The sequence below is a fragment of the Mycobacterium sp. 1245499.0 genome (assembly GCF_001673615.1).
Lineage (GTDB): Bacteria > Actinomycetota > Actinomycetes > Mycobacteriales > Mycobacteriaceae > Mycobacterium > Mycobacterium europaeum_A.
Genome location: NZ_LZMG01000305.1, coordinates 1 through 19,634, shown reverse-complemented (window position 1 = coordinate 19,634; position 19,634 = coordinate 1). Strand labels below are relative to the sequence as shown.

At 69.2% G+C, this 19,634-nt stretch carries 20 protein-coding genes and 1 pseudogene; 7 read left to right on the top strand and 14 right to left on the bottom strand.

Going from position 1 to position 19,634, the window contains the following annotated elements; genetic code table 11:
• The 6 genes and pseudogenes from carB to pyrR form a co-directional block, all read right to left on the bottom strand.
• A pseudogene (gene carB / locus A5646_RS18610) lies at positions 1–581 on the bottom strand (carbamoyl phosphate synthase large subunit); the annotation flags it as partial.
• A complete protein-coding gene (carA, locus tag A5646_RS18605) occupies positions 581–1,714 on the bottom strand; it encodes a glutamine-hydrolyzing carbamoyl-phosphate synthase small subunit (RefSeq protein ID WP_066861650.1) in 1,134 nt (377 codons plus the stop codon). The pseudogene carB and the gene carA, both read right to left, overlap by 1 nt.
• A complete protein-coding gene (locus A5646_RS18600; RefSeq protein ID WP_067023300.1) occupies positions 1,714–2,214 on the bottom strand; it encodes a transporter in 501 nt (166 codons plus the stop codon). Before A5646_RS18600 ends, carA begins: the two co-directional genes overlap by 1 nt.
• A 49-nt stretch (positions 2,215–2,263) precedes the next feature.
• Positions 2,264–3,568, bottom strand: coding sequence for a dihydroorotase (locus A5646_RS18595; protein WP_066880577.1), 1,305 nt, complete (start codon positions 3,566–3,568; stop codon positions 2,264–2,266).
• Entirely contained in the window at positions 3,565–4,542 is a 978-nt protein-coding gene (locus A5646_RS18590; RefSeq protein WP_066880575.1) for an aspartate carbamoyltransferase catalytic subunit, read from the bottom strand. The genes A5646_RS18595 and A5646_RS18590 overlap by 4 nt, the downstream gene beginning before the upstream one ends.
• The gene (gene pyrR / locus A5646_RS18585) at positions 4,539–5,123 is read right to left on the bottom strand and encodes a bifunctional pyr operon transcriptional regulator/uracil phosphoribosyltransferase PyrR (RefSeq protein ID WP_066880591.1); all 585 of its coding nucleotides are present in this window, start codon (positions 5,121–5,123) and stop codon (positions 4,539–4,541) included. The genes A5646_RS18590 and pyrR overlap by 4 nt, the downstream gene beginning before the upstream one ends.
• Positions 5,124–5,397: 274 nt before the next feature.
• On the opposite strand from pyrR, the gene A5646_RS18580 reads away from it, so the two are divergent.
• Positions 5,398–6,660, top strand: coding sequence for an HNH endonuclease signature motif containing protein (locus A5646_RS18580; RefSeq protein WP_066880572.1), 1,263 nt, complete (start codon positions 5,398–5,400; stop codon positions 6,658–6,660).
• A 67-nt stretch (positions 6,661–6,727) separates the two neighbouring features.
• Here the strand turns inward: A5646_RS18580 and A5646_RS18575 are convergent, their stop codons facing one another.
• Positions 6,728–7,348, bottom strand: a complete 621-nt coding sequence (locus A5646_RS18575) for a MerR family transcriptional regulator (protein ID WP_231998362.1) — start codon at positions 7,346–7,348, stop codon at positions 6,728–6,730.
• Positions 7,349–7,467: 119 nt separating this feature from the next.
• Here A5646_RS18575 and A5646_RS18570 point away from each other — a divergent pair, with 119 nt between their 5' ends.
• The 3 genes from A5646_RS18570 to A5646_RS18560 are packed head-to-tail and all read left to right on the top strand — an operon-like array spanning position 7,468 to position 9,707.
• On the top strand, positions 7,468–7,899 hold the full coding sequence (locus A5646_RS18570) for a hypothetical protein (RefSeq protein WP_231998361.1): 432 nt from the start codon (positions 7,468–7,470) through the stop codon (positions 7,897–7,899).
• A 32-nt stretch (positions 7,900–7,931) separates the two neighbouring features.
• Entirely contained in the window at positions 7,932–9,155 is a 1,224-nt protein-coding gene (locus tag A5646_RS18565) for a serine hydrolase (protein ID WP_067023297.1), read from the top strand.
• 12 nt (positions 9,156–9,167) lie between these two features.
• On the top strand, positions 9,168–9,707 hold the full coding sequence (locus tag A5646_RS18560; RefSeq protein WP_066880568.1) for a GNAT family N-acetyltransferase: 540 nt from the start codon (positions 9,168–9,170) through the stop codon (positions 9,705–9,707).
• Here the strand turns inward: A5646_RS18560 and A5646_RS18555 are convergent, their stop codons facing one another.
• The 6 genes from A5646_RS18555 to A5646_RS18530 are packed head-to-tail and all read right to left on the bottom strand — an operon-like array spanning position 9,708 to position 16,460.
• Entirely contained in the window at positions 9,708–12,422 is a 2,715-nt protein-coding gene (locus A5646_RS18555; protein ID WP_197505236.1) for a fumarate reductase/succinate dehydrogenase flavoprotein subunit, read from the bottom strand. It lies immediately after the preceding gene.
• Complete coding sequence (locus A5646_RS18550) at positions 12,419–13,183, bottom strand: ABC transporter ATP-binding protein (protein WP_067023294.1); 765 nt, start codon at positions 13,181–13,183, stop codon at positions 12,419–12,421. Before A5646_RS18550 ends, A5646_RS18555 begins: the two co-directional genes overlap by 4 nt.
• Positions 13,180–14,052 carry an ABC transporter permease gene (locus tag A5646_RS18545; protein ID WP_066861625.1) on the bottom strand — a complete coding sequence of 291 codons (873 nt, stop codon included), beginning with the start codon at positions 14,050–14,052 and terminating at the stop codon, positions 13,180–13,182. Before A5646_RS18545 ends, A5646_RS18550 begins: the two co-directional genes overlap by 4 nt.
• Positions 14,049–15,437: an ABC transporter substrate-binding protein gene (locus tag A5646_RS18540; protein WP_067023290.1), complete on the bottom strand. Its 1,389-nt coding sequence runs from the start codon at positions 15,435–15,437 to the stop codon at positions 14,049–14,051. The genes A5646_RS18545 and A5646_RS18540 overlap by 4 nt, the downstream gene beginning before the upstream one ends.
• Positions 15,438–15,462: 25 nt before the next feature.
• Complete coding sequence (locus A5646_RS18535; RefSeq protein ID WP_064885673.1) at positions 15,463–15,693, bottom strand: ferredoxin family protein; 231 nt, start codon at positions 15,691–15,693, stop codon at positions 15,463–15,465.
• A complete protein-coding gene (locus A5646_RS18530) occupies positions 15,690–16,460 on the bottom strand; it encodes a GntR family transcriptional regulator (protein ID WP_066861619.1) in 771 nt (256 codons plus the stop codon). Before A5646_RS18530 ends, A5646_RS18535 begins: the two co-directional genes overlap by 4 nt.
• A gap of 227 nt (positions 16,461–16,687) precedes the next feature.
• On the opposite strand from A5646_RS18530, the gene A5646_RS18525 reads away from it, so the two are divergent.
• From A5646_RS18525 to A5646_RS18515, 3 genes are all read left to right on the top strand, one after another.
• A complete protein-coding gene (locus A5646_RS18525) occupies positions 16,688–17,515 on the top strand; it encodes a hypothetical protein (RefSeq protein WP_067023287.1) in 828 nt (275 codons plus the stop codon).
• Between the two features lie 157 nt (positions 17,516–17,672).
• On the top strand, positions 17,673–17,999 hold the full coding sequence (locus tag A5646_RS18520; protein ID WP_067023284.1) for a hypothetical protein: 327 nt from the start codon (positions 17,673–17,675) through the stop codon (positions 17,997–17,999).
• Between the two features lie 33 nt (positions 18,000–18,032).
• Positions 18,033–18,701, top strand: a complete 669-nt coding sequence (locus A5646_RS18515; protein WP_067023281.1) for a response regulator transcription factor — start codon at positions 18,033–18,035, stop codon at positions 18,699–18,701.
• Here the strand turns inward: A5646_RS18515 and A5646_RS18510 are convergent.
• A partial coding sequence (locus tag A5646_RS18510; RefSeq protein ID WP_067023278.1) for a HAMP domain-containing sensor histidine kinase occupies positions 18,683–19,634 on the bottom strand: 952 nt, incomplete at its 5' end. The genes A5646_RS18515 and A5646_RS18510 overlap by 19 nt on opposite strands.

The window sequence follows — 19,634 nt, the reverse complement described above, 5'->3', positions numbered from 1 at the left end:
TCGACCTCTTCGACGGATCGCGCCATGCCGGACCCCAGCCCGCCCATCGTGAAGCTGGGCCGCACCACGACCGGCAGCCCGAGTTCCTCGACGGTCTCGCGGACCTCCTCCATCGTGAAACAGACTCGGCTGCGGGCGGATTCACCGCCTACCTTGGCGACGATGTCCTTGAACATCTGCCGGTCCTCGCCGCGCTGGATGGCGTCGATGTCGGCGCCGATGAGCTCGACGCCGTGCCGCTCGAGCGCCCCGTTTTCGTGCAGCGCGACCGCCGTGTTCAGCGCGGTCTGCCCGCCCAGCGTGGCCAGCAACGCGTCGATCTTGTTGCCGCGCTCGGCCTGCTGGGCGATCACCTTCTCGACGAAGGCGGCGGTGATCGGCTCGACGTAGGTGTGGTCGGCGTATTCCGGGTCGGTCATGATGGTGGCCGGGTTGGAGTTGATCAGGCTGACCTCCAGGCCCTCCGCACGCAGCACCCGGCAGGCCTGGGTTCCCGAGTAGTCGAACTCGGCGGCCTGCCCGATGACGATCGGCCCGGAGCCGATCACCAGCACGTGACGCAAGTCGGTACGACGCGGCACTACCGCCCCTTTCCGCGGTTTGGGGCCGCCATCAGGTCGATGAATTGGTCGAACAAATACTCCGCATCGTGCGGACCCGCCGCGGCCTCCGGGTGATACTGCACCGAGAACGCCTGCCCGTCGGCGAGTTTGACGCCCTCGACCACTCCGTCGTTGGCGCAGGTGTGGCTGACGATCGCTTGGCCGAACGGCGTGTCGAAGGACTGGCCGGCCTCTCCCTCGAGCGCGAAGCCGTGGTTTTGTGCGGTGACCGCCACCCGCCCGGTGGCGTGGTCGATCACCGGGATGTTGATGCCGCGGTGACCGAATACCAGCTTGTAGGTGGACAACCCCAGCGCCCGGCCCAGGATCTGGTTGCCGAAGCAGATGCCGAACAACGGGATTCCGGCGCCCAGCACCTTGCGGGTGACCTCGACGACGTGATCGGCGGTGGCGGGGTCGCCCGGGCCGTTGGACAAGAACACCCCGTCGGGCTTGATGTCGGCGATCTGGTCGTAGGTCGCCGAGGACGCCAGCACATGGGTCCGGACGCCGCGGCGGGCGAAGTTGCGCGGCGTGTTCGTCTTGATGCCCAGGTCCAGCGCGGCCACCGTAAACCGCGGTGCCCCTTCGGGTTCCACGATGTAGTTGTCGGGCGTGCTGACCTCGCCGGCCAGGTCGGCGCCCAGCATCGACTGCTGGCCCCGCACCCGCGCCAGCAATTCGTCCACCTCGGCGAGCGCGTCGCCGGAGAACACGCCCGCCTTCATCGAGCCGCGGGTGCGCAGATGGCGCACCACCGCGCGGGTGTCGATGCCGGCGATGCCGACGATGTGCTGGCGGACCAGCTCGTCCTCCAGGGTTCCGGTGGCCCGCCAGCTGGACGGGCGCGGCGACGGGTCGCGCACCGCGTAGCCGGCGACCCAGATCCTGTCACCGCGGCTCTCGGCGTCCTCGCCGTTCCAGCCGGTGTTGCCGATCTGCGGCGCGGTGGCCACCACGATCTGCCGGTGGTAACTGGGATCGGTCAGCGTCTCCTGGTAGCCGGACATGCCGGTGGAAAACACGGCCTCGCCCAGTGTTTGGCCGATTTTGCCGAACGGCGTGCCGGTGAAGACGCGGCCGTCCTCGAGTACCAATTGCGCTTTAGTCATCAGCGCCGCTCCTCTTCATGATGCGATTCGAGCCAGACGTCGTAATCGGCGCGGCTGTTCGCCCGGAACCCGGTGTCGATCTCGACGCCCGAGGGCAGCCGCCAGCGGATCGCCAGAATCCCGATCCGGCCGGTCATCCGGCGCTCCATGCGGATCTCGGTGATCGAGTCTCGGGGAATCCAAATCGGTTGGGCCCGTAGGCGTTCCACCATGATGCCCCCGGCATACCGGGTCAACACCGCCTTGCTGCGGAAACCGAGGTCGCCGGCCGCGATCCGCTCGTGCCAGCCCGGCGCCATCATGGACCCGCAGTAGTGGCCGCGGGTGCTGATCGTGGCCGCCCCGACGTGGTCCGGGATCTCGGGCAGCGCGCCGATCAGCTCCGCCTGTTGCTGTGAGCGGCGCTGCCAGGTCCGCATCATCAGCTGGATGACCACCGTGATGACGACCACCACCACGGCGGCGAAGATCAGCGACCCCACCAGGGTGGCGGAGTTCATGCGCGCCGCTCCTTCTCATCGCTTCGCTCTGCATCGTCACCGGCGCGATTCATGCCGGCGACTTCCCGTCTCGGGCGGTGACCTTGCCGCGCAGCAGCGTGGCGGTCACGGTGGCGGGCAGGGTCATCGCCTCGTAGGGCGTGTTGCCCGAGCGGCTGGCCAGCTCCGACCCGGTGACGGTCCACGAGGCCGTGGGATCTACCACCGTGAGGTTGGCGGGCTCCCCCACCTCCAGCGGCCGGCCGTGGTCGGGCAGGCCCACGATGCGGGCGGGGTTTTCGCTCATCACCCGGGCAACGTCCCGCCAGGTCAGCAACCCCGGGGTGACCATCGTGTGCACCACGATCGACAGCGCCGTCTGCAGTCCCAGCATGCCCGGCCGCGCCGCGGAGAACTCCACGCACTTCTCGTGCTCGGCGTGCGGCGCGTGATCGGTGGCCACACAGTCGATGACACCGTCGGCCAGCGCCTGGCGCAACGCCACCGCGTCGGCCGCCTCGCGCAGCGGTGGGTTGACGCGGTTTTGCCCGTCGTAACTGGTCAGCCTGCTGTCGTCGAGCATCAGGTGGTGCGGGGTGACCTCGGCGGTGATCGAGATCCCTTGCTGCTTGGCCCATTTCACGATCTCGACGGTGCCAGCGGTGGAGGCGTGGCAGATGTGTACCCGCGCGCCGGCGTCGCGGGCCAGCAGCGCGTCGCGGGCCACGATCGACTCCTCGGCCGCCCTGGGCCAGCCCGCCAGGCCCAACCGGGCCGCGGTGGGGCCCTCGTGGGCGACGGCGCCGACCGTCAGCCGCGGCTCCTCGGCGTGCTGGGCGATGAGCACGCCCAGCCCGGTGGCGTATTCCAGGGCGCGGCGCATCACCAGCGGGTCGTGCACGCAGATGCCGTCGTCGGAGAACATCCGCACCTGCGCGGCCCCGGCCGCCATCATGCCCATCTCGGTGAGCTCTTTGCCGGCCAGCCCGACGGTGACGGCGCCAACCGGGTGCACGTCGACCAGGCCGACCTGCTGCCCGCGGTGCCAGACGTGGTCGGTGACCACCGGGCTGTCGGCGACCGGGTTCGTGTTGGCCATCGCGAACACCGCGGTGTAACCACCCAAAGCGGCTGCGGCCGAGCCGGTTTCGATATCTTCGGTGTATTCACGCCCCGGTTCGCGCAGGTGGGTGTGCAAGTCCACCAGGCCGGGCAACAGCACCTGACCGGTGGCGTCGATGACGTCCAGGTCCTTTCCGACGCCTCCGGCCTCGGCCAACTTGGGCCCGATGTCGATGATCTGGCCGTCGTCGATCAGCACGTCGACGCGATCGCCCTCGCCGTACAACAGCACCCCGCGCAGCAGCACGCTCACGCTACACCCTCTTCACCCGAATTCTCCGCCGTCTCGGTGCCGACCAGCAGGTGAAACAGCACCGCCATCCGCACATGCACGCCATTGGAAACCTGTTGCAGCACAGCCGATTGCGACGAGTCGGCCACCGAGGAGGCGATCTCCATGCCACGCAGCATCGGCCCCGGGTGCAGCACCACGGCGTGGCCGGGCAGCAGCGCCTGGCGGCGGTCGGAAAGCCCGTAGAGGGAGGAATATTCGCGCACCGACGGGAAGAACCCGCCGTTCATCCGCTCGGCCTGGACCCGCAGCATCAGCACCGCGTCGGCGGCGGGTAGCTCGGCGTCGAAGTCGTTCGACACGGTGACCGGCCAGCCCTCGACGCCGACCGGCAGCAGCGTGGGCGGCGCCACCAGGACCACCTCGGCGCCCAGGGTCGCCAGCAGCATCACGTTGGAGCGGGCGACCCGGCTGTGCAGGATGTCGCCCACGATCACGATGCGACGGCCTTCGATGCCGCCGAGCCGTTGGCGAATGGTGAGCGCGTCCAGCAGCGCCTGGGTCGGGTGCTCGTGGGTGCCGTCGCCGGCGTTGATGACCGACGGTCCCCCACTGTCTCCGGCGGCGTTCGCGCCGGTCCACTCGGCGAGCAGGTGCGCGGCGCCGGACGCCGGGTGCCGGATGATCAGCGCGTCGGCGCCGGCGGCGCGCAGCGTGAACGCGGTGTCGCGCAGCGACTCTCCCTTGCCCACCGACGATCCCGACGCGCTGACGTTGATCACGTCGGCGCTCATCCACTTGCCGGCCACCTCGAAGGACACCCGGGTGCGGGTCGAGTTCTCGTAGAACATCGTGACGATGGTGCGGCCACGCAGCGTCGGCAGCTTCTTGATCTCGCGGCCCACCAGCGCCTGGGCGAACCGGTCGGCGTCATCGAGGATCGCGGTGGCGTCGTCGCGGCTCAGGTCGCCGGCGGCCAGCAGATGGCGCGTCATCGTGAGATCACCACCCCGTCGTCGCCGTCGCTCTCCCGCAGCAGCACGTGCACGCTCTCCCCGCGCGAGGTCGGGACGTTCTTGCCCACGTAGTCGGCGCGCAGCGGCAGTTCGCGGTGGCCACGGTCGACCAGCACCGCTAGCTGCACCACCCGCGGCCGGCCCACGTCGCGCAGCGCGTCCAGCGCGGCACGTACCGAGCGGCCGGAAAACAGGACGTCGTCGACCAGGATCACCAACGCGTCATCGATGCCGCCGGCCGGAATCGACGTGGCCTCCAGCGGTCGCGGCGGCTTCTGCATCAGGTCGTCGCGATAGAGGGTGATGTCCAGGGCGCCGTGGCCCACCTCGACACCGCTGTATTCGCCGATGTTGGCGGCGAGCCGCTTGGCGAGAATCACACCGCGGGTCGGGATGCCCAGCAGCACCACCCGTGGTGCGTCGGGACCGTCCAGCGCGGTCTTTTCGATGATCTGATGCGCAATGCGGGAAATGGTGCGGCCCACGTCGGCCGCCGACATCAACTCCCGGGAATCGCCGCCCTTGAGACCGGGGAAGCCGGTGTCGCCCGCAGCACCCATACGAAACTTGACCTCCTTCTCCGCCTCGCCGGACGGATCGTTAAAGGATGTCGACTGCACGGCAGCGTAGCACTTATTTTGCCGGTGACGGCGCGAGGCACCTGCCGTGCCGATCGACGGCAGCCTACTGCGCGGGCGGAGGCGGCGGTGGCGGCGGAGCAGGCCAGGTGCGACGCGGCGGGATCTGCCCGCAATCGAGTCCGTACCCGGCCGCGGATGTACAGACGCTTTTGTTCCGCGGCCGGTTGTCGGTGGGCGGACTATTGTCGAAAGTATGTTCGAATCCTCGGAGGAAGCCGCGTTGCTGGCGCGGATCGCCGCGCAGGAGCGCGCCAAGTCGGCGGCCGCGGCGGACCAGGCTCGGGCGGCCGCAGCCCTCGACGCACTGCGCCGTGCGAACGAGGCGGCCGCCGGAGTGCCGGTCGCCCAGCGCGGCCGCGGAGTAGCCAGCGAGATCGCCTTGGCGCGACACGATTCCCCCGCCCGGGGCGGCAGACATCTCGGATTCGCGAAGGCGTTGGTTCACGAGATGCCCCACACCCTGGCCGCCCTCGAGAGCGGGCGATTGTCCGAATGGCGGGCCACCCTGATCGTTCGTGAGTCGGCTTGCCTGGACGTCGAGGACCGCCGCGCCCTGGACGCCGAACTGTGTGGCGACGGATCCTCGTTGGACGGGATGGGCGACGCGCGAATAGCCGCGGCCGCCCGGGCGATCGCCTATCGGCTCAATGCGCAGGCGGTGGTCGATCGTGCCGCCAAGGCCGAATCCGAACGCACAGTGACGATCCGGCCGGCCCCGGACACGATGACATGGGTGTCGGCATTACTGCCCGTAGCACAGGGCGTTTCGGTCTACGCGGCACTCAAGCGCGCCGCCGACACCACCGTCGATCAACGCTCGCGTGGCCAGGTGATGGCCGACACGCTGGTTGAGCGGGTTACCGGGTGCCCCGCCGAGGTCGCCCAGCCGGTAGCGGTCAACCTGGTCATCTCCGACGAATCGCTGTTCGGCGCTGCACCAACCGCGGCGAACGTCGACGGGTATGGCCCGATCCCCGCGGCCGTAGCCCGCCAACTCGTGAACGGTGCAGTGCTCGACCCCCGGTCCCGCGCCACGCTGCGCCGGCTCTACCGACATCCGCGCTCGGGGGCCCTGGTGGCGATGGAATCGCGGACGCGGCGTTTCCCGAAGAGCCTGGCCACCTTTATCGGGTTTCGCGATGGCCGCTGTCGCACCCCGTACTGCGATGCGCCCATCCGCCACCGCGACCACGCCAGGCCGCATCGTCGCGGTGGGTTGACGAGTGCGGCCAATGGGTTGGGCTTGTGTGAACGTTGCAACTACGTCAAGGAAGTTCCCGGTTGGCGCGTCGCGGCGGAAACCGACGAAAACGGTTTGCATACAGCAGTTTTCATTACGCCAACCGGCATGCACTATCGCTCCGGCGCGCCACCGGCATCCGGGCCGTTCGGGGTGGAACTCAGTGAGCTGGAAATCAGGATCGGCGTCCACCTGGCCGATCTCCACGCCGCCTAGCTGAGGCCCGCCGGCTTTTCCGGCTCGCAACGCGGGATACCAGAGCGCCCAAGGACGGCTATGCCGACTAGTCGACGTCTGCCTCATTCTTGGCCAGGCGTTGCGCGGTCAGGCCGGCATGCGCGATGCGGCGCAGTGCCGCGAGGATCGGCTCATAGAAGATAGTTCCGAGCACGGCGTATTCGATTGCTGCCGCCGGCGGTTCCAGCGGCATCTGCTCGATGTCGTAAGCGGCGATGGCACTGATATGTGGCGCGTACGCGCGCAGGCGATCCTCGGTCATCGGAACGCCCGCAGCCTGCGCGTCGGCAAGCGCGCGGTCAAGCTGCGCTACCGCGGGAAGATCGTCGGGCACCTCGAAGTCAAGCGCTGACAACGCGGCCCGAGCCCGGGGGCAGTCGCCATCGCTTGCGGCTTGGGTGGGGCGCGAAAGCGCCGCTGTCGCAGCGCCCAGCGTCGCGAAAAGCGACCGGCCCGGGTTGTCGATGAGTTCGACGACCGACCTGATCTGGGAGATCGCAAGACCGAGCGCGGACAGCGCCCTGATCAGCGCGATCCGTCGGACGTGCCGTTCGTCGTAGTGGGCGCGGGTCGAGCTGACTGCGTGGCCTGGCATCAGCACGTTCTCGCGTAGGTAGAACTTGATCGTCGGCACCGACACATGGGTGCGACTCGCCAGCTCCGACATCAGCACGGAAGCGCTCCTTGAAGAAGTCCTGCCACAACATCTTGACATTAGATACTTCGATTATCCAGTATTGGATAGTAGAAATATCTAATCGAACAATACGATTTCAGGAAGCTATTATGAGCACCTCGCTGATCACTCCCTTCATGAGCATCACGGTGGGGGCCACCATCATCTCGGTCGTCACCATCGCGTCCGGCGGCGCCTTCTTGCTGCGCGTGGTCACCGGAAATCACGAGGCCAACGGCCTGCAGAAGTCGTTTTTCCGAGCGGGCCATGCGCACGCCGGTGTGCTCGTGATGCTGGGCCTACTGCTGTCGGTGGTCGGCAACGCCGCGGGGGCGAGCCCCGCTGTGGCCAACGGCGGAGCGATCGCCGTGCTGCTGGCCGCCATCATGATGCCCGCGGGATTCTTCCTGTCGGTGCTCGGCCGCAACCCGGCGCGCCCGAACCGGATGATCGCGAGCGTGTGGCTCGGCGCGACGCTGCTGATTGCGGGTGTACTCACGTCCGGGGTGGCCACCCTCATCGCGGGAATCGACCGAATCTGAGGACCGCCCGGCCCGCCCGCTACCCTGACCAGGTGAATCGCTCGACCCGCTCGAACCTCACAGGCAATGCCGCCTCCATCCGCGAAGTGTGCGACGCCGGCCTGCTCGCCGGCGCGGTCACCATGGTCTGGCAGCGCGGAGAACTCCTGCAAGTCAACGAGATCGGCTACCGCGACGTGGATGCGGGGCTGCCGATGCAGCGCGACACGCTGTTTCGCATCGCGTCGATGACCAAGCCGGTGACGGTCGCGACGGTGATGAGCCTGGTCGACGAGGGCAAGCTGACGCTGAAGGATCCCGTGACCCGGTGGGCGCCGGAGCTGGCCGACCTGCGGGTGCTCGACGATCCGCACGGCCCGCTGGACCGCACCCACCCGGTGAACCGCGCCATCTTGATCGAGGATCTGCTCACCCACACCAGCGGCCTGGCCTACGGCTTCTCGGTGTCCGGGCCGATCGCCAAGGCTTATATGCGGCTGCCGTTCAACCAGGGCCCGGACGCCTGGCTGGCCGCGCTGGCCAAGCTGCCGCTGGTGCATCAGCCCGGGGACCGGGTCACCTACAGCCATTCCATCGACCTGCTGGGCGTCATCGCCGCCCGCATCGAGGACAAGCCGTTCCACCAGGTGCTCGACGAACGAATCCTGGGCCCCGCGGGCATGACGGACACCGGGTTCTTCGTCTCGCCCGAGGCGCGGCGCCGCGCGGCGACCATGTATCGGCTCGACGAGCACAGCCGGCTGCAGCACGGCGTGATGGGGCCGCCGCACATCACCCCGCCCTCGTTCTGCAACGCCGGCGGCGGATTGTGGTCCAGCGCCGACGATTACCTGCGATTCGTCCGGATGCTGCTCGGCGACGGGACACTCGACGGCGTGCGGGTGCTGTCGGAAGAATCCGTCCGGCTGATGCGCACCGACCGGCTCACCGACGAACAGAAGCGGCACAACTTCCTGGGTGCACCCTATTGGGTCGGCCGCGGCTTCGGGTTGAACCTGTCGGTGGTGACCGATCCGGCCAAGAGCGCACCGCTTTTCGGGCCGGGCGGTCTGGGCACCTTCAGCTGGCCCGGCGCGTACGGGACCTGGTGGCAGGCGGACCCCGACGCGGATCTGATCCTGCTCTACCTCATCCAGAATCTGCCCGACCTGACCGTCGATGCCGCCACCGCCGTCGCCGGCAACACGTCGCTGGCCAAACTGCGCACGGCGCAACCACGATTCGTCCGCAACACCTACCGCGCCCTCGGCCTTTAAAGTCACATCGCGATGCCCGAATATCCACCCGACCGCATCAGCGGGCCGCGGCTGTCGCTGCGGCCGCCTACGCTCGACGATGCCGGGGCGCTGTTCCAGCGGGTCGCCCGCGATCCACAGGTCACCAAGTATCTGCTGTGGGCGCCGCACCCCGACGTGGCCGCCACGCGGCGGGTGATCACCGAGAAACTGAACACCAGCGCGGACGAGAAGACCTGGGTGATCGAGTCGCGGCACCGCGGCGAGGTGATCGGGTTGGCCAGCTGCCGGCGCTCCGCGCCGCACTCGGTCGAGGTCGGCTACTGCCTGGGCCGCCGCTGGTGGGGAAAGGGGTTGATGTCCGAGGTGCTCGGCATGCTGCTCGCCGCCCTCGACGCCGACCGCGAGGTGTATCGGGTGTGGGCCACCTGCAGCGTGGACAACACGCGCTCGGCGCGACTGCTCGAGCACGCCGGCTTCTTCCTGGAGGGGCGGCTGGCCCGGCACGCGGTCTACCCGACCATGGGGCCCGAGCCCCAGGACAGCCTGCTCTACGCCAAGATTCTGCGCTGACTAGCTGTGCTGCACCGCGCCGTCGAGTTCGAGCGCGCGGCGCGCGTAGGCCCGCACGTCGGCGTCGCCGTCCTTGAGCGCGATGCCCAGCGCGTCCCGGGCGGCGGGCTCGCCGGCCCACCGGGTCAGGCTCAGCACGGCCGCCTTGCGCACGTCCAGATGGGCGTCACCGAGCGCCTCAGCCAGCTGCGGAACCGCGAAGTCGACCGGCGCGCCGCCCAGGGCGCGCGCCGCGCCTTCCCGCACCTGCCAGGCCGGCGCCCGCAGCGCCTGCTTGATGGCGGCGTAATCCTCTTCGCCACAACCCAATTGGCCCAACGCCGCCAGCGCGGCCGCCCGAACCAACGGGTCGGAGTCGGCGACGAGCCGGCGCACAGCCCCGGTCGCCGGGGCCGCCGCCCCCCTCAGCGTCGCCAGCCCGGCCGCCGCCGCGATGCGGACTTCCCGGTTCTCGTCGTCGGCGGCGGCGACCACGCCAGCCACGTCGTCGACGGACACCAGCGCGCGCACCGCCTCGATGCGCACCCGATGATCGACGTCCTCGAGGGCGCGACGGTATTGCCCGGCGTCGCCGGCCCGGCGGGCGGCCAGCACGTACACCGCCGCGGCCCGCACCACCCGATCGCCCGAATCCAGGTGCCGCCGCACGCTTTCCGGCTCCGGCAGCACCTCGACCAGCTCGCGGATGCCGTCGGCGCTGGTCAGTCGGACTCCCGCGTCGTCGTCGCTCAGCGCGGCGACCAGCGCCGGCGCGTACCCGTCGGGGATGTGCTCGGTCAACGTCGACACCGCGGTGCGGCGCACCCCGGGATCCGCGTCGGCGAGATAGGGGCCGAGGTCGGCCATCGTGGGCTCCTCGAGCGCCAGCACCTCGGCGATGCGCGGCGAGGGCGGCTCGAATGTCGTGCTGGCCGAGTTGATTCGGGACACCGCGGTGGCCGGCGCTTGCCCGCCGACCAGCGGCGGCTGCTCCACCGGGTACACCGTCTGGTCGGTGGGCGGCAGGCCGTCCAGCTCCGGGACGGGCACGAAGTAGGGCGCCACCGGCCGCTTGAGGAACACCATCTCGCCGTGGTCGTCCTTGCGCAGGTTGAGGTGATAACCCCATTGATTGTCGTCGCGGCCCGGCAGGTCGGCGCGGTCGTGGTACAGCCCCCAGCGCGATTCGGTGCGGGTGTGCGACGATCGGGCGGCCATCTCGGCGCAGTCCCGGATGAACGACACCTCGACCGCGCGCATCAGCTCGTGCGGATTGCGGGCGCCCATCTCGGCGATCTCGGCGCTCATCCGCTCGAAGGTGCGGATGGCCAGCGACAGCTTGGCCCCGGTCTTGGGGGGTGCGACGTAATCGTTGACGAAGCGACGCAGCTTGTATTCGACCTGCGGCTGCGGCGGTCCGTCCGGATGGCGCAGCGGGCGGTAGATCAGCTCGTGCGCCTCACGCACCTGATCCTCCGGAAGCTGTTGCGGCGCAGCCACTTCGGTCAGCGCCGAGGCGGCGTGCGTGCCGGCCAGATCGCCGAAGACGAACGCACCGATCATGTAGTTGTGCGGGACGCAGGCCATGTCGCCGGCGGCATACAGCCCGGGCACCGTGGTGCGGGCGTGCTCGTCGACCCACACCCCCGACGCGGAATGCCCGCTGCACAAGCCGATTTCGGAGATGTGCATCTCGATGTCGTGGGTGCGGTAGTCATGACCGCGGTTGGCGTGGAAGGTGCCCCGGGTCGGCCGCTCGGTGGTGTGCAGGATGTTTTCCAGCGCGGTCAGCGTCTCGGCGGGCAGGTGCGACACCTTGAGATAGATGGGCCCGCGCGCGGAGTCGATCTCACTCTTGACCTCGGCCATCATCTGCCCCGACCAGTAGTCGGAGTCGACGAACCGCTCGCCGTGCGCGTTGACCTGGTAGCCGCCAAAGGGATTCGCCACGTACGCACACGCCGGGCCGTTGTAGTCCTTGATCAGCGGGTTGACCTGGAAGCATTCGATGCCCGAGAGTTCCGCGCCTGCGTGGTAGGCCATCGAGTAGCCGTCGCCGGCGTTGGTCGGGTTCTCGTAGGTGCCGTACAGGTAGCCCGAGGCGGGCAGGCCGAGCCGGCCGCAAGCGCCGGTGGCCAGGATGACCGCCTTGGCGCCGACAGTGACGAATTCCCCGGTGCGCGTGTTCAGCGCCGCCGCACCGACCGCGCGCCCGCCGTCGGTCAGCACCCGGACCGGCATCAGCCGGTTCTCGATCTGGATCTTCTCGCGCATCGACCGCTGCCGCAGCACGCGATACAGCGCCTTCTTGACGTCCTTGCCTTCGGGCATGGGCAGCACGTAGGAGCCCGAGCGGTGCACCCGGCGCACGGCGTATTCGCCGTGCTCGTTCTTCTCGAATTTCACGCCGTAGCGCTCCAGCCGCTGCACCATCGCGAACCCGCGGGTGGCGGTCTGATACACGGTGCGCTGGTTGACGATTCCGTCGTTGGCGCGGGTGATCTCGGCGACGTAGTCCTCCGGTTCGGCCTTGCCGGGGATCACCGCGTTGTTCACCCCGTCCATGCCCATCGCCAGGGCGCCGGAATGGCGCACGTGGGCTTTCTCCAGCAGCAGCACCTGCGCGCCGTTCTCGGCGGCCGACAGCGCGGCCATGGTGCCCGCGGTGCCACCGCCGATGACGAGCACGTCACAGTCGAGCCGGATGGGGGTCGCCGGGTCGGGAATCTGCATCATGCCGCCACCGCCGAGTGATCCAGCGCCGCAATGACTTCGGCGCGCAGCGCGACGCGCTGCCGATCGACGCGCGGCTCCGGCACGTCGACCAGGGTGCGCAGCGGCTGACCGGCCTTGCCCAGCACGGCGATTCGATCGCCCAGCAGCAGCGCCTCGTCGACGTCGTGGGTGACGAACACGATCGTCGTCGGATGGGCACGCCAGGTGTCGATCAGCAGCCGCTGCATGGCCGTGCGGGTCTGGGTGTCCAGCGCGCCGAACGGCTCGTCCATCATCACCGCGCGCGGCGCCCCGGCCAGCCCGCGGGCCAGCTGGACGCGCTGGCGCATGCCGCCGGACAGGCTCTTGGGCAGATAGTCGCCGAAACCGGTCAGCCCCAGCTCGGCGATCCAGCGGTCCGCCTCGGCGCGCCGCCCGGCGCGGGAGACGCCGCGCAGCCGCAGGGCCAACTCGATGTTGGAGCGCACGGTGCGCCAGGGCAGCAGCGCGTTGTCCTGGAACACCATGCCCCGGTCGCCCGAGGTGGTCGTCACCTCGTCGCCGTCGGCCACGATCCGGCCCGCGTCGGGCCGCAGCAGCCCCGCCAGGGCCCGCAGCACCGTCGACTTGCCGCAGCCCGAAGGACCGGTGAGCACCAGGATCTCCCCCGGGCGCACCGTCAGGCTCAGCCCGTCGATCACGGGTTCTCCGGTGTAGGACAAGCGAACCCGATCCAGTTCCAGGCTCACTGGGGCTTGTTTGAGGGCTTGTTCGAGAGTCATCGCTGCTCCTCCTCCGCTCGCGGCAGCCAACTGGTCACCCGACGGCCCACGACCTCGACGGCCGCCGCTGTGGCGAAACCCAGCACGCCGATGGTGATGATGCCGACGAACACCTGGGGATAGGCCAGCACGGTGTAGTCCTGCCAGGTGCGATAGCCGATCCCGAGCCGGCCCGAGATCATCTCGGCGGAGATCACGCAGATCCACGCCACGCCCATGCCGACCGACAGGCCGCCGAACACCCCCGGCAGGATGCCCGGCAACACCACCTGCTTGAGCACGTCCCACCGGCCGCCGCCCAGGGTGCGCACCGAGTCCTCCCACAGCGTGGGCAGCGCGCGCACCGCGTGCCGGGTGCTGACCAGGATCGGGAAGTACGCCGCGAGGAAGGTGATGAACACGATGCCCGCCTCGTCGGTCGGGAACAGCAGGATCGCCACGGGCACCATCGCGATGGCCGGGACGGGCCGGACCAACTCGGTCAGCGGGCCGAAAGTGTTGGCGACCAACCGGGATCGGCCCAGCAGCACCCCCGTCGCGACGCCGACCACCGCGGCCAGGCCAAAGCCGGTGAGGATGCGGATCAGCGACTGCGCCAGGTCAAGCCAGTACTCGGAAGTCCCGAGCCGGCGGCCCAGCGCGTGCACGATCTCGGTGACGGTGGGCAGCGTGTCGAAGCGCAGCAGCAGCCGGACCTTGTCGGCGGTGAGCAGCTGCCACAGCCCGATCGCGACCACCACAGACACGAGCCGAAGCAGCCGCCACTGCCACGGCGAGCCGGCGCGCCGCGGGGTGGCCGCCGCCGGGACCGTGTCGACGACCTGCGCGGACACCGGGGCTGCCGGGTCGCCGGTCAGATAGGCAGTCATACCGAACCTCCAAGGGCCTGTTCGTAATTCACGATGGTGCCGCCCGGGTGCGCGGCGAGGTAACGATGCGCGCCGGCCGGCGTTCCGAACGGCAGATAGTTCTGTCCGTTTTGCACCCAGACCGCCTTGTCGGCGAACCACCGGGTGCCCAGCTCCGCATCGGGAACGTAGGCGGCGCGGACTTTGGCGCCGTGGGCGGTCGCGTCCCGCACGGCCCGCAGCAGGCTGGTCGGGTCGGCGACCGTTTGGGTGGAATCGGCACCGTCGAGCCACAGTTCGCTTGCCAGCGCGGGATCCCCGCGCAGCGCGGACGGGTTGGCGGTGGCGGCCCGGGCCGCGTCGTAGTTCAGGCCGCGAGCGCCGAACACGGTGCGCAGCGGCCCGTCCTGGACGAAGCCGGACACGTCGAGGTCGGCGAAGTCACCTATCGACTTCAGGTAGGGCACATCGTTTTTCAGCGCCTCCACCAGTGACGGCTTGAGGGTGGTGTCGAACGAGGTACCGCCGGGGCCGTTGTACAGGTACACCACTTCCTGCGGCAGGCCGCTGCCCTGCGCGACGATGCGCGCCGCCTCGAGCGGCTTGGAGTTGAGGAAGTCTCCTGCGTCCAGTTGTGCCTGCAGGAAGGCGCCCAGCACCTCCGGATGCGACGCCGCATACGAGCGCCGCACCACCACCCCGTGCAGGGTGGGCAGGTTCAGTTCGGCCCCGTCGTAGAGCAGATTGGCCTTGCCCTGAAACACCAGCAGGCCGGGCCAGGCGACGAACTGCGAAAGACCCTGCACCTGACCGGATTCCAAAGCGGATGCGCCCACCTGCGGTTGCTGGTTGAGCACTTCCACACCTTTGATCCCGGCCCGGTCCAGCGCTCGCATCAACGTGCCGTGCCCGGCCGACCCCACGCTGGCCGAGACCTTGGAGCCGGCCAGGTCGCTCAACGTGGTCGCCGACGAACCCGGCGCCACCACCACCATGTTCAGGGCGCCCTTGGGGTTGTAGCCGGTGATGGAGACGATCTCGGTTTTCGCCAGCGGGTTGGCCTGCGTCTTGGAGCCGTTGATCAGCATCGGGTAGTCGCCCATCGAGCCGATGTCGATCTTCTCGGCGAGCATCTGCGCGGTGATCGGCGCGCCGGTGTCGTAATCCTGCCAGCGCACCGCGTATTTGGTGCCGGTGCGGGTGGTGATGTCGGCCAGCCGGCGCTCCAGGTAGCCCTGCGCGCGCAGCAGCGTACCGGCGGTGACGGTGTTGATGGTCTTGGACTGATATCCCACCACCACGTTGACCACACCGGATGATTGCGACAGGGATTCCAGTGAGCAACCGGCGGTGAGCGCGGCGATCGCGATCACGACCGACGCCAGCGCAATGGCGCGTCGTTTCATCAAAGATCCTGGGGTTGAATGCTTTTCAGCGAAGGAGATAGGGCATGTTGACGGTGACGGCGCCGGTGGGACAGCGCGCCGCGCAGGGGCCGCAGTACCAGCACTCGTCGACGTGCATGAAGGCCTTGCCGGTGTCGGGGTTGATGGCCAGCGCATCCAGCGGGCAGACCTCCACGCACAGCGTGCACCCGTCGATACACAGCGACTCGTCGATGGTGACCGGCACGTCGGCGCGGTTGTTGTTGATCAGCGTCATGGGTTGCTCCTCGTCGGCTCGGCTCTAGTTAGGTTGCCGCGCATGGTGATTCGGTCACCGCGCATCCGGATGTACTCCAGGTCGACCGGGGTGCCGTCGGCCAGGCTGGTCAGCCGCTCCAGCATCAGCAGCGCCGCGCCGTCGGGCACCTGCAGCGTGGCCGCCGAGTGCGCGTCGGCCGGGATGGCCTCGAGCGCCAGCGCCGCCGAGCCCAGCCGCTGCCCGCTCACCTCCTCGATGAGGGAGAACAGGTCGTTGGTTTCCAGCGGATGGTCGAGCACCCGCCGGCCGATGTCCGGGGCGAGGTAGGTGAGGTCCAGGCTGAGCGGCAGGTCACCCAGGTAACGCAACCGCTCGACGAACACCGCCGGCTCGCCCGGCTGCAACCGCAGCCGGCGGGCCACCGACGGCGGCGCGGTGACCGGCATCGCGGCGCGCACCTCGTTGCGGACCTCGCCGAGATCCTTGAACGTCTCCTTCAGGCCCAGCAGCGCGTCGAGGCCGTGGTCGTATTTGCGCTGCGCGACGTGCGTGCCCACCTTCGGCCCGCGGTCGATCAGCCCCTCTTGCTTGAGGACGGCCAGCGCCTCGCGAATGGTGTTGCGCGATACCGAGAATTCGGCGGCCAGCTGCTGTTCGGCGGGCAGGCCCGCCGGATAGGCGTCGGCGTGGATCTGTTGGCGCAGCACGTCGGCGACCCGGCGGGCGCGATTGGCCCGGGAGTCTTGAATATCCCGGCTCGGTACTGGGTGCGCCACGGGAGTCACGCTAACGCAGCTCAGGGCCACTTTTCGGGTCGCCGATGGGCGTCGGTGCCGGCGCCCGGGCGTATTGCGCCGGGCGGCGTTCGGGCCCGACCAGCGAAAACCGCCACCCGCCGCGGCATTGCGCCACCTGCGGGAACCCGTCGGCTTTGTGATCCCGGTGAGCAGAACCTGCCATGCCGTCAAACTCCGGATTCCGTGTCGCGCACCGATGGCGGAAGATAACGTGCATGACCGACGTCTCGAGACTCGCGTTGACCAAGGTGCCGGCCGTCACCCTCGGCTTTTGGGTCATCAAGGTGTTGGCGACGACGTTGGGCGAGACGGGCGGCGACACCGTCACGATGACCCTGAATTGGGGCTACGCCGCCGGGGTCGCGATCTTCGGCGTCGCGCTGGTGGCGCTGGTTGCGGCGCAGATCCTGGCCAAGCGGTTCCACGCGGTCCTGTACTGGGCGACGATCGTGGCCTCGACGACGTTCGGCACCGTGCTGGCCGACTTCGCGGACTGCTCGCTCGGCATCGGTTACACGGGCGGATCGCTGCTGCTGCTGGCCTGCCTGCTGGCCACCCTGGGCTGGTGGCGGTGGTCCCAGGGCACCGTATCGGTCAGCACCGTCTCGACGCCCAGAGTGGAGGCCTTCTACTGGGCGACCATCACCTTCTCGCAGACGCTGGGCACCGCGCTCGGCGATTGGCTGGCGGACACACGCGATCTCGGTTACGAACGCGGCGCGCTGGTGTTCGCGGTCGGCCTGGCGGCGGTCGCCGCCCTGTACTTCTGGACCTCCATTTCCCGCGTCACCTTGTTCTGGGTCGCGTTCATCCTCACCCGGCCGCTGGGGGCGACGGTGGGTGACTTCATCGACAAGCCCGTCGCCGACGGCGGCCTGGCGTGGAGCCGCCCGCTGGCCTCCGCGGTGATCGCGGCGCTCATCGCGGTGTTGCTGGTCATCATCCCGCAGCGCCCCGGCAGGCACCCCGGCCAGCCCAAAGACGATGCGCCGGAAGCCGATCCGGCCGGCGGTGCCGAGCGCTCGGACCGCGACGCGCGCTGAGCGGCCGGTCCGGCGCCCGCGCTCAGCGAGAAGTTAACTCCGAAACCGGGCGCCACCCGCGGCAATGACGCCGGCCCGAGCCGGCTCTCAACGATTTCACAGCGCTTCGGCCGTAGCGTGGCAAAGATCGGTGATCACGGCGTACAAAGGAGCGGGGATGCCACCCGGCACGCGCCAGCTTGCAGGCACGCCCGTGATGATGCTTCCCCCAATGGGTTTGCGGGAGCGTCGCATTGAGGAATGCCCGACCATGTGGTTCAACCGCGACTTCTTCGAACGACCGTGGCCCGACTGGGCAATCGACGTCGACGTCGAGCGCCTGACGACGTTCTTCAGCCACACCACTCCCGGTGAGACCCTCGTCGGCCACCCGGTGCGCGTCACGCTGCGAAGCGCCGGCGCCGTGTGGGTGGCGACCAACCGGTTCTGCCGCATGGGCGGCCCGTTCGCCGAGGTGCTGATCGAGGCTCGCTGGCCCGACTGAGGCCGGGTCCGGCTCTCGACGTAGCGTTGACACATGAGAGTCCTGCTCGTCGAGGATGAACCACGGCTGTCCGCGACCGTGACCAGGGGGCTCAAGGCGGAGGGGTTCGTCGTGGTGGCCGTCGGCAACGGTGTCGACGGGCTGCGGGAAGCCACCGAAAACGCTTTTGACGTAATCGTTCTCGACATCATGCTGCCCGGCCTCAGCGGTTATGAGGTGCTGCGGCGGATGCGGTCGCACAACGTGTGGACGCCGGTGCTCATGCTCACCGCCAAGGACGGCGAATACGACGAGACCGATGCGTTCGATCTTGGTGCCGATGACTATCTGACCAAGCCGTTCTCGTTCCGGGTGCTGGTGGCGCGGCTGCGGGCGCTGGTTCGCCGCGGCGCACCGGCGCGGCCGGTGGTGCTCAAAGCCGGGTCGCTGGCGCTCGATCCCGCCCGGCACACGGTGAAACGGGGCTCGACGCCGATCGCGTTGACTCCCCGCGAGTACGGCGTGCTCGAGTACCTGATGCGCAACATGGACGTGGTGGTGACCAAGGCCGAGATCCTGCGGAACGTCTGGGATGCCCACCATCACGGCCCGGACAACGTCGTCGAGGTCTATGTGGGCTACCTGCGCCGCAAGATCGATGTTCCCTTCGGTACCAACACCATCGAGACGATCCGGGGCGTCGGCTACCGGTTGCTGTGCTGAGACCCCTGCCGCGGCAACGTCACAACCATCGTGGTTCCCCCGTACGGCGGGTCGTCGATGGCGACCGTGCCCCCGTGGGCGGTGACGACCTCGGTGACGATCGCCAGGCCCAGCCCAGTCCCGCCCCCGCTGCGGGCCCGGTCGGAGTCCAGGCGCACGAAACGTTCGAACACCCGGTCGCGGTCGGCGGGGGCGATTCCGGGGCCGTCATCGCTGACGGTCAGGATCGCCGTCGCGTCATCGCCGCGGACTTCGATGGCGACACACGAAATCGCATGTCGCACAGCATTTTCGACGAGGTTGCGGATCATCCGCGACATCGCCACCGGGTCGGCGTCCAGGCGCACCGGACGGAGTTCGGTGTGGATCACGCACCGTGCGTCGCGCCGGGCCCGGTCGGCCTCGGCCCGCGCGAGGTCGTCGAGGGCCACCGGCTCCTTGCGCCGCAGCAGCCGCTGCTCGTCCGCGCGGGCCAGCAGCAGCAGGTCTTCGATCAGCGTGTGCATGCGCTGCGCCTCGGGCAGCAACGTATTGACCGCCAGCTCGGCGTCGAGCAGGTCGGGATGGGCCTCGGCCACTTCCAGCCCGGAGATGATGGTGGCCAGCGGGCTGCGCAACTCGTGGGAGGCGTCGCCGACGAAGCGTTGCTGCGCGCGGTGACCCGCTTCCAGCCGCGAGAGCATCTCGTTCATGGTGACGGCCAGGGCCGCGATCTCGTCGTGGCTGTCGGGGACCGGAACCCGCTCGGCCAGATCGGACGTCGAGATGTCGGCCACCCTGGTCCGGATCGCGTCCACCGACTGCAGCGAGCGGCGCACCAGCCAGTAGGTCGCCCCCGCCACCACCGCGACAATCACCGGCGCGCTGCAGGCCAACAGGATCGCCAGGGCCCGCGCGGTCCCCTCGACCGCCTCGCTGCCCCCGCCCACCAGC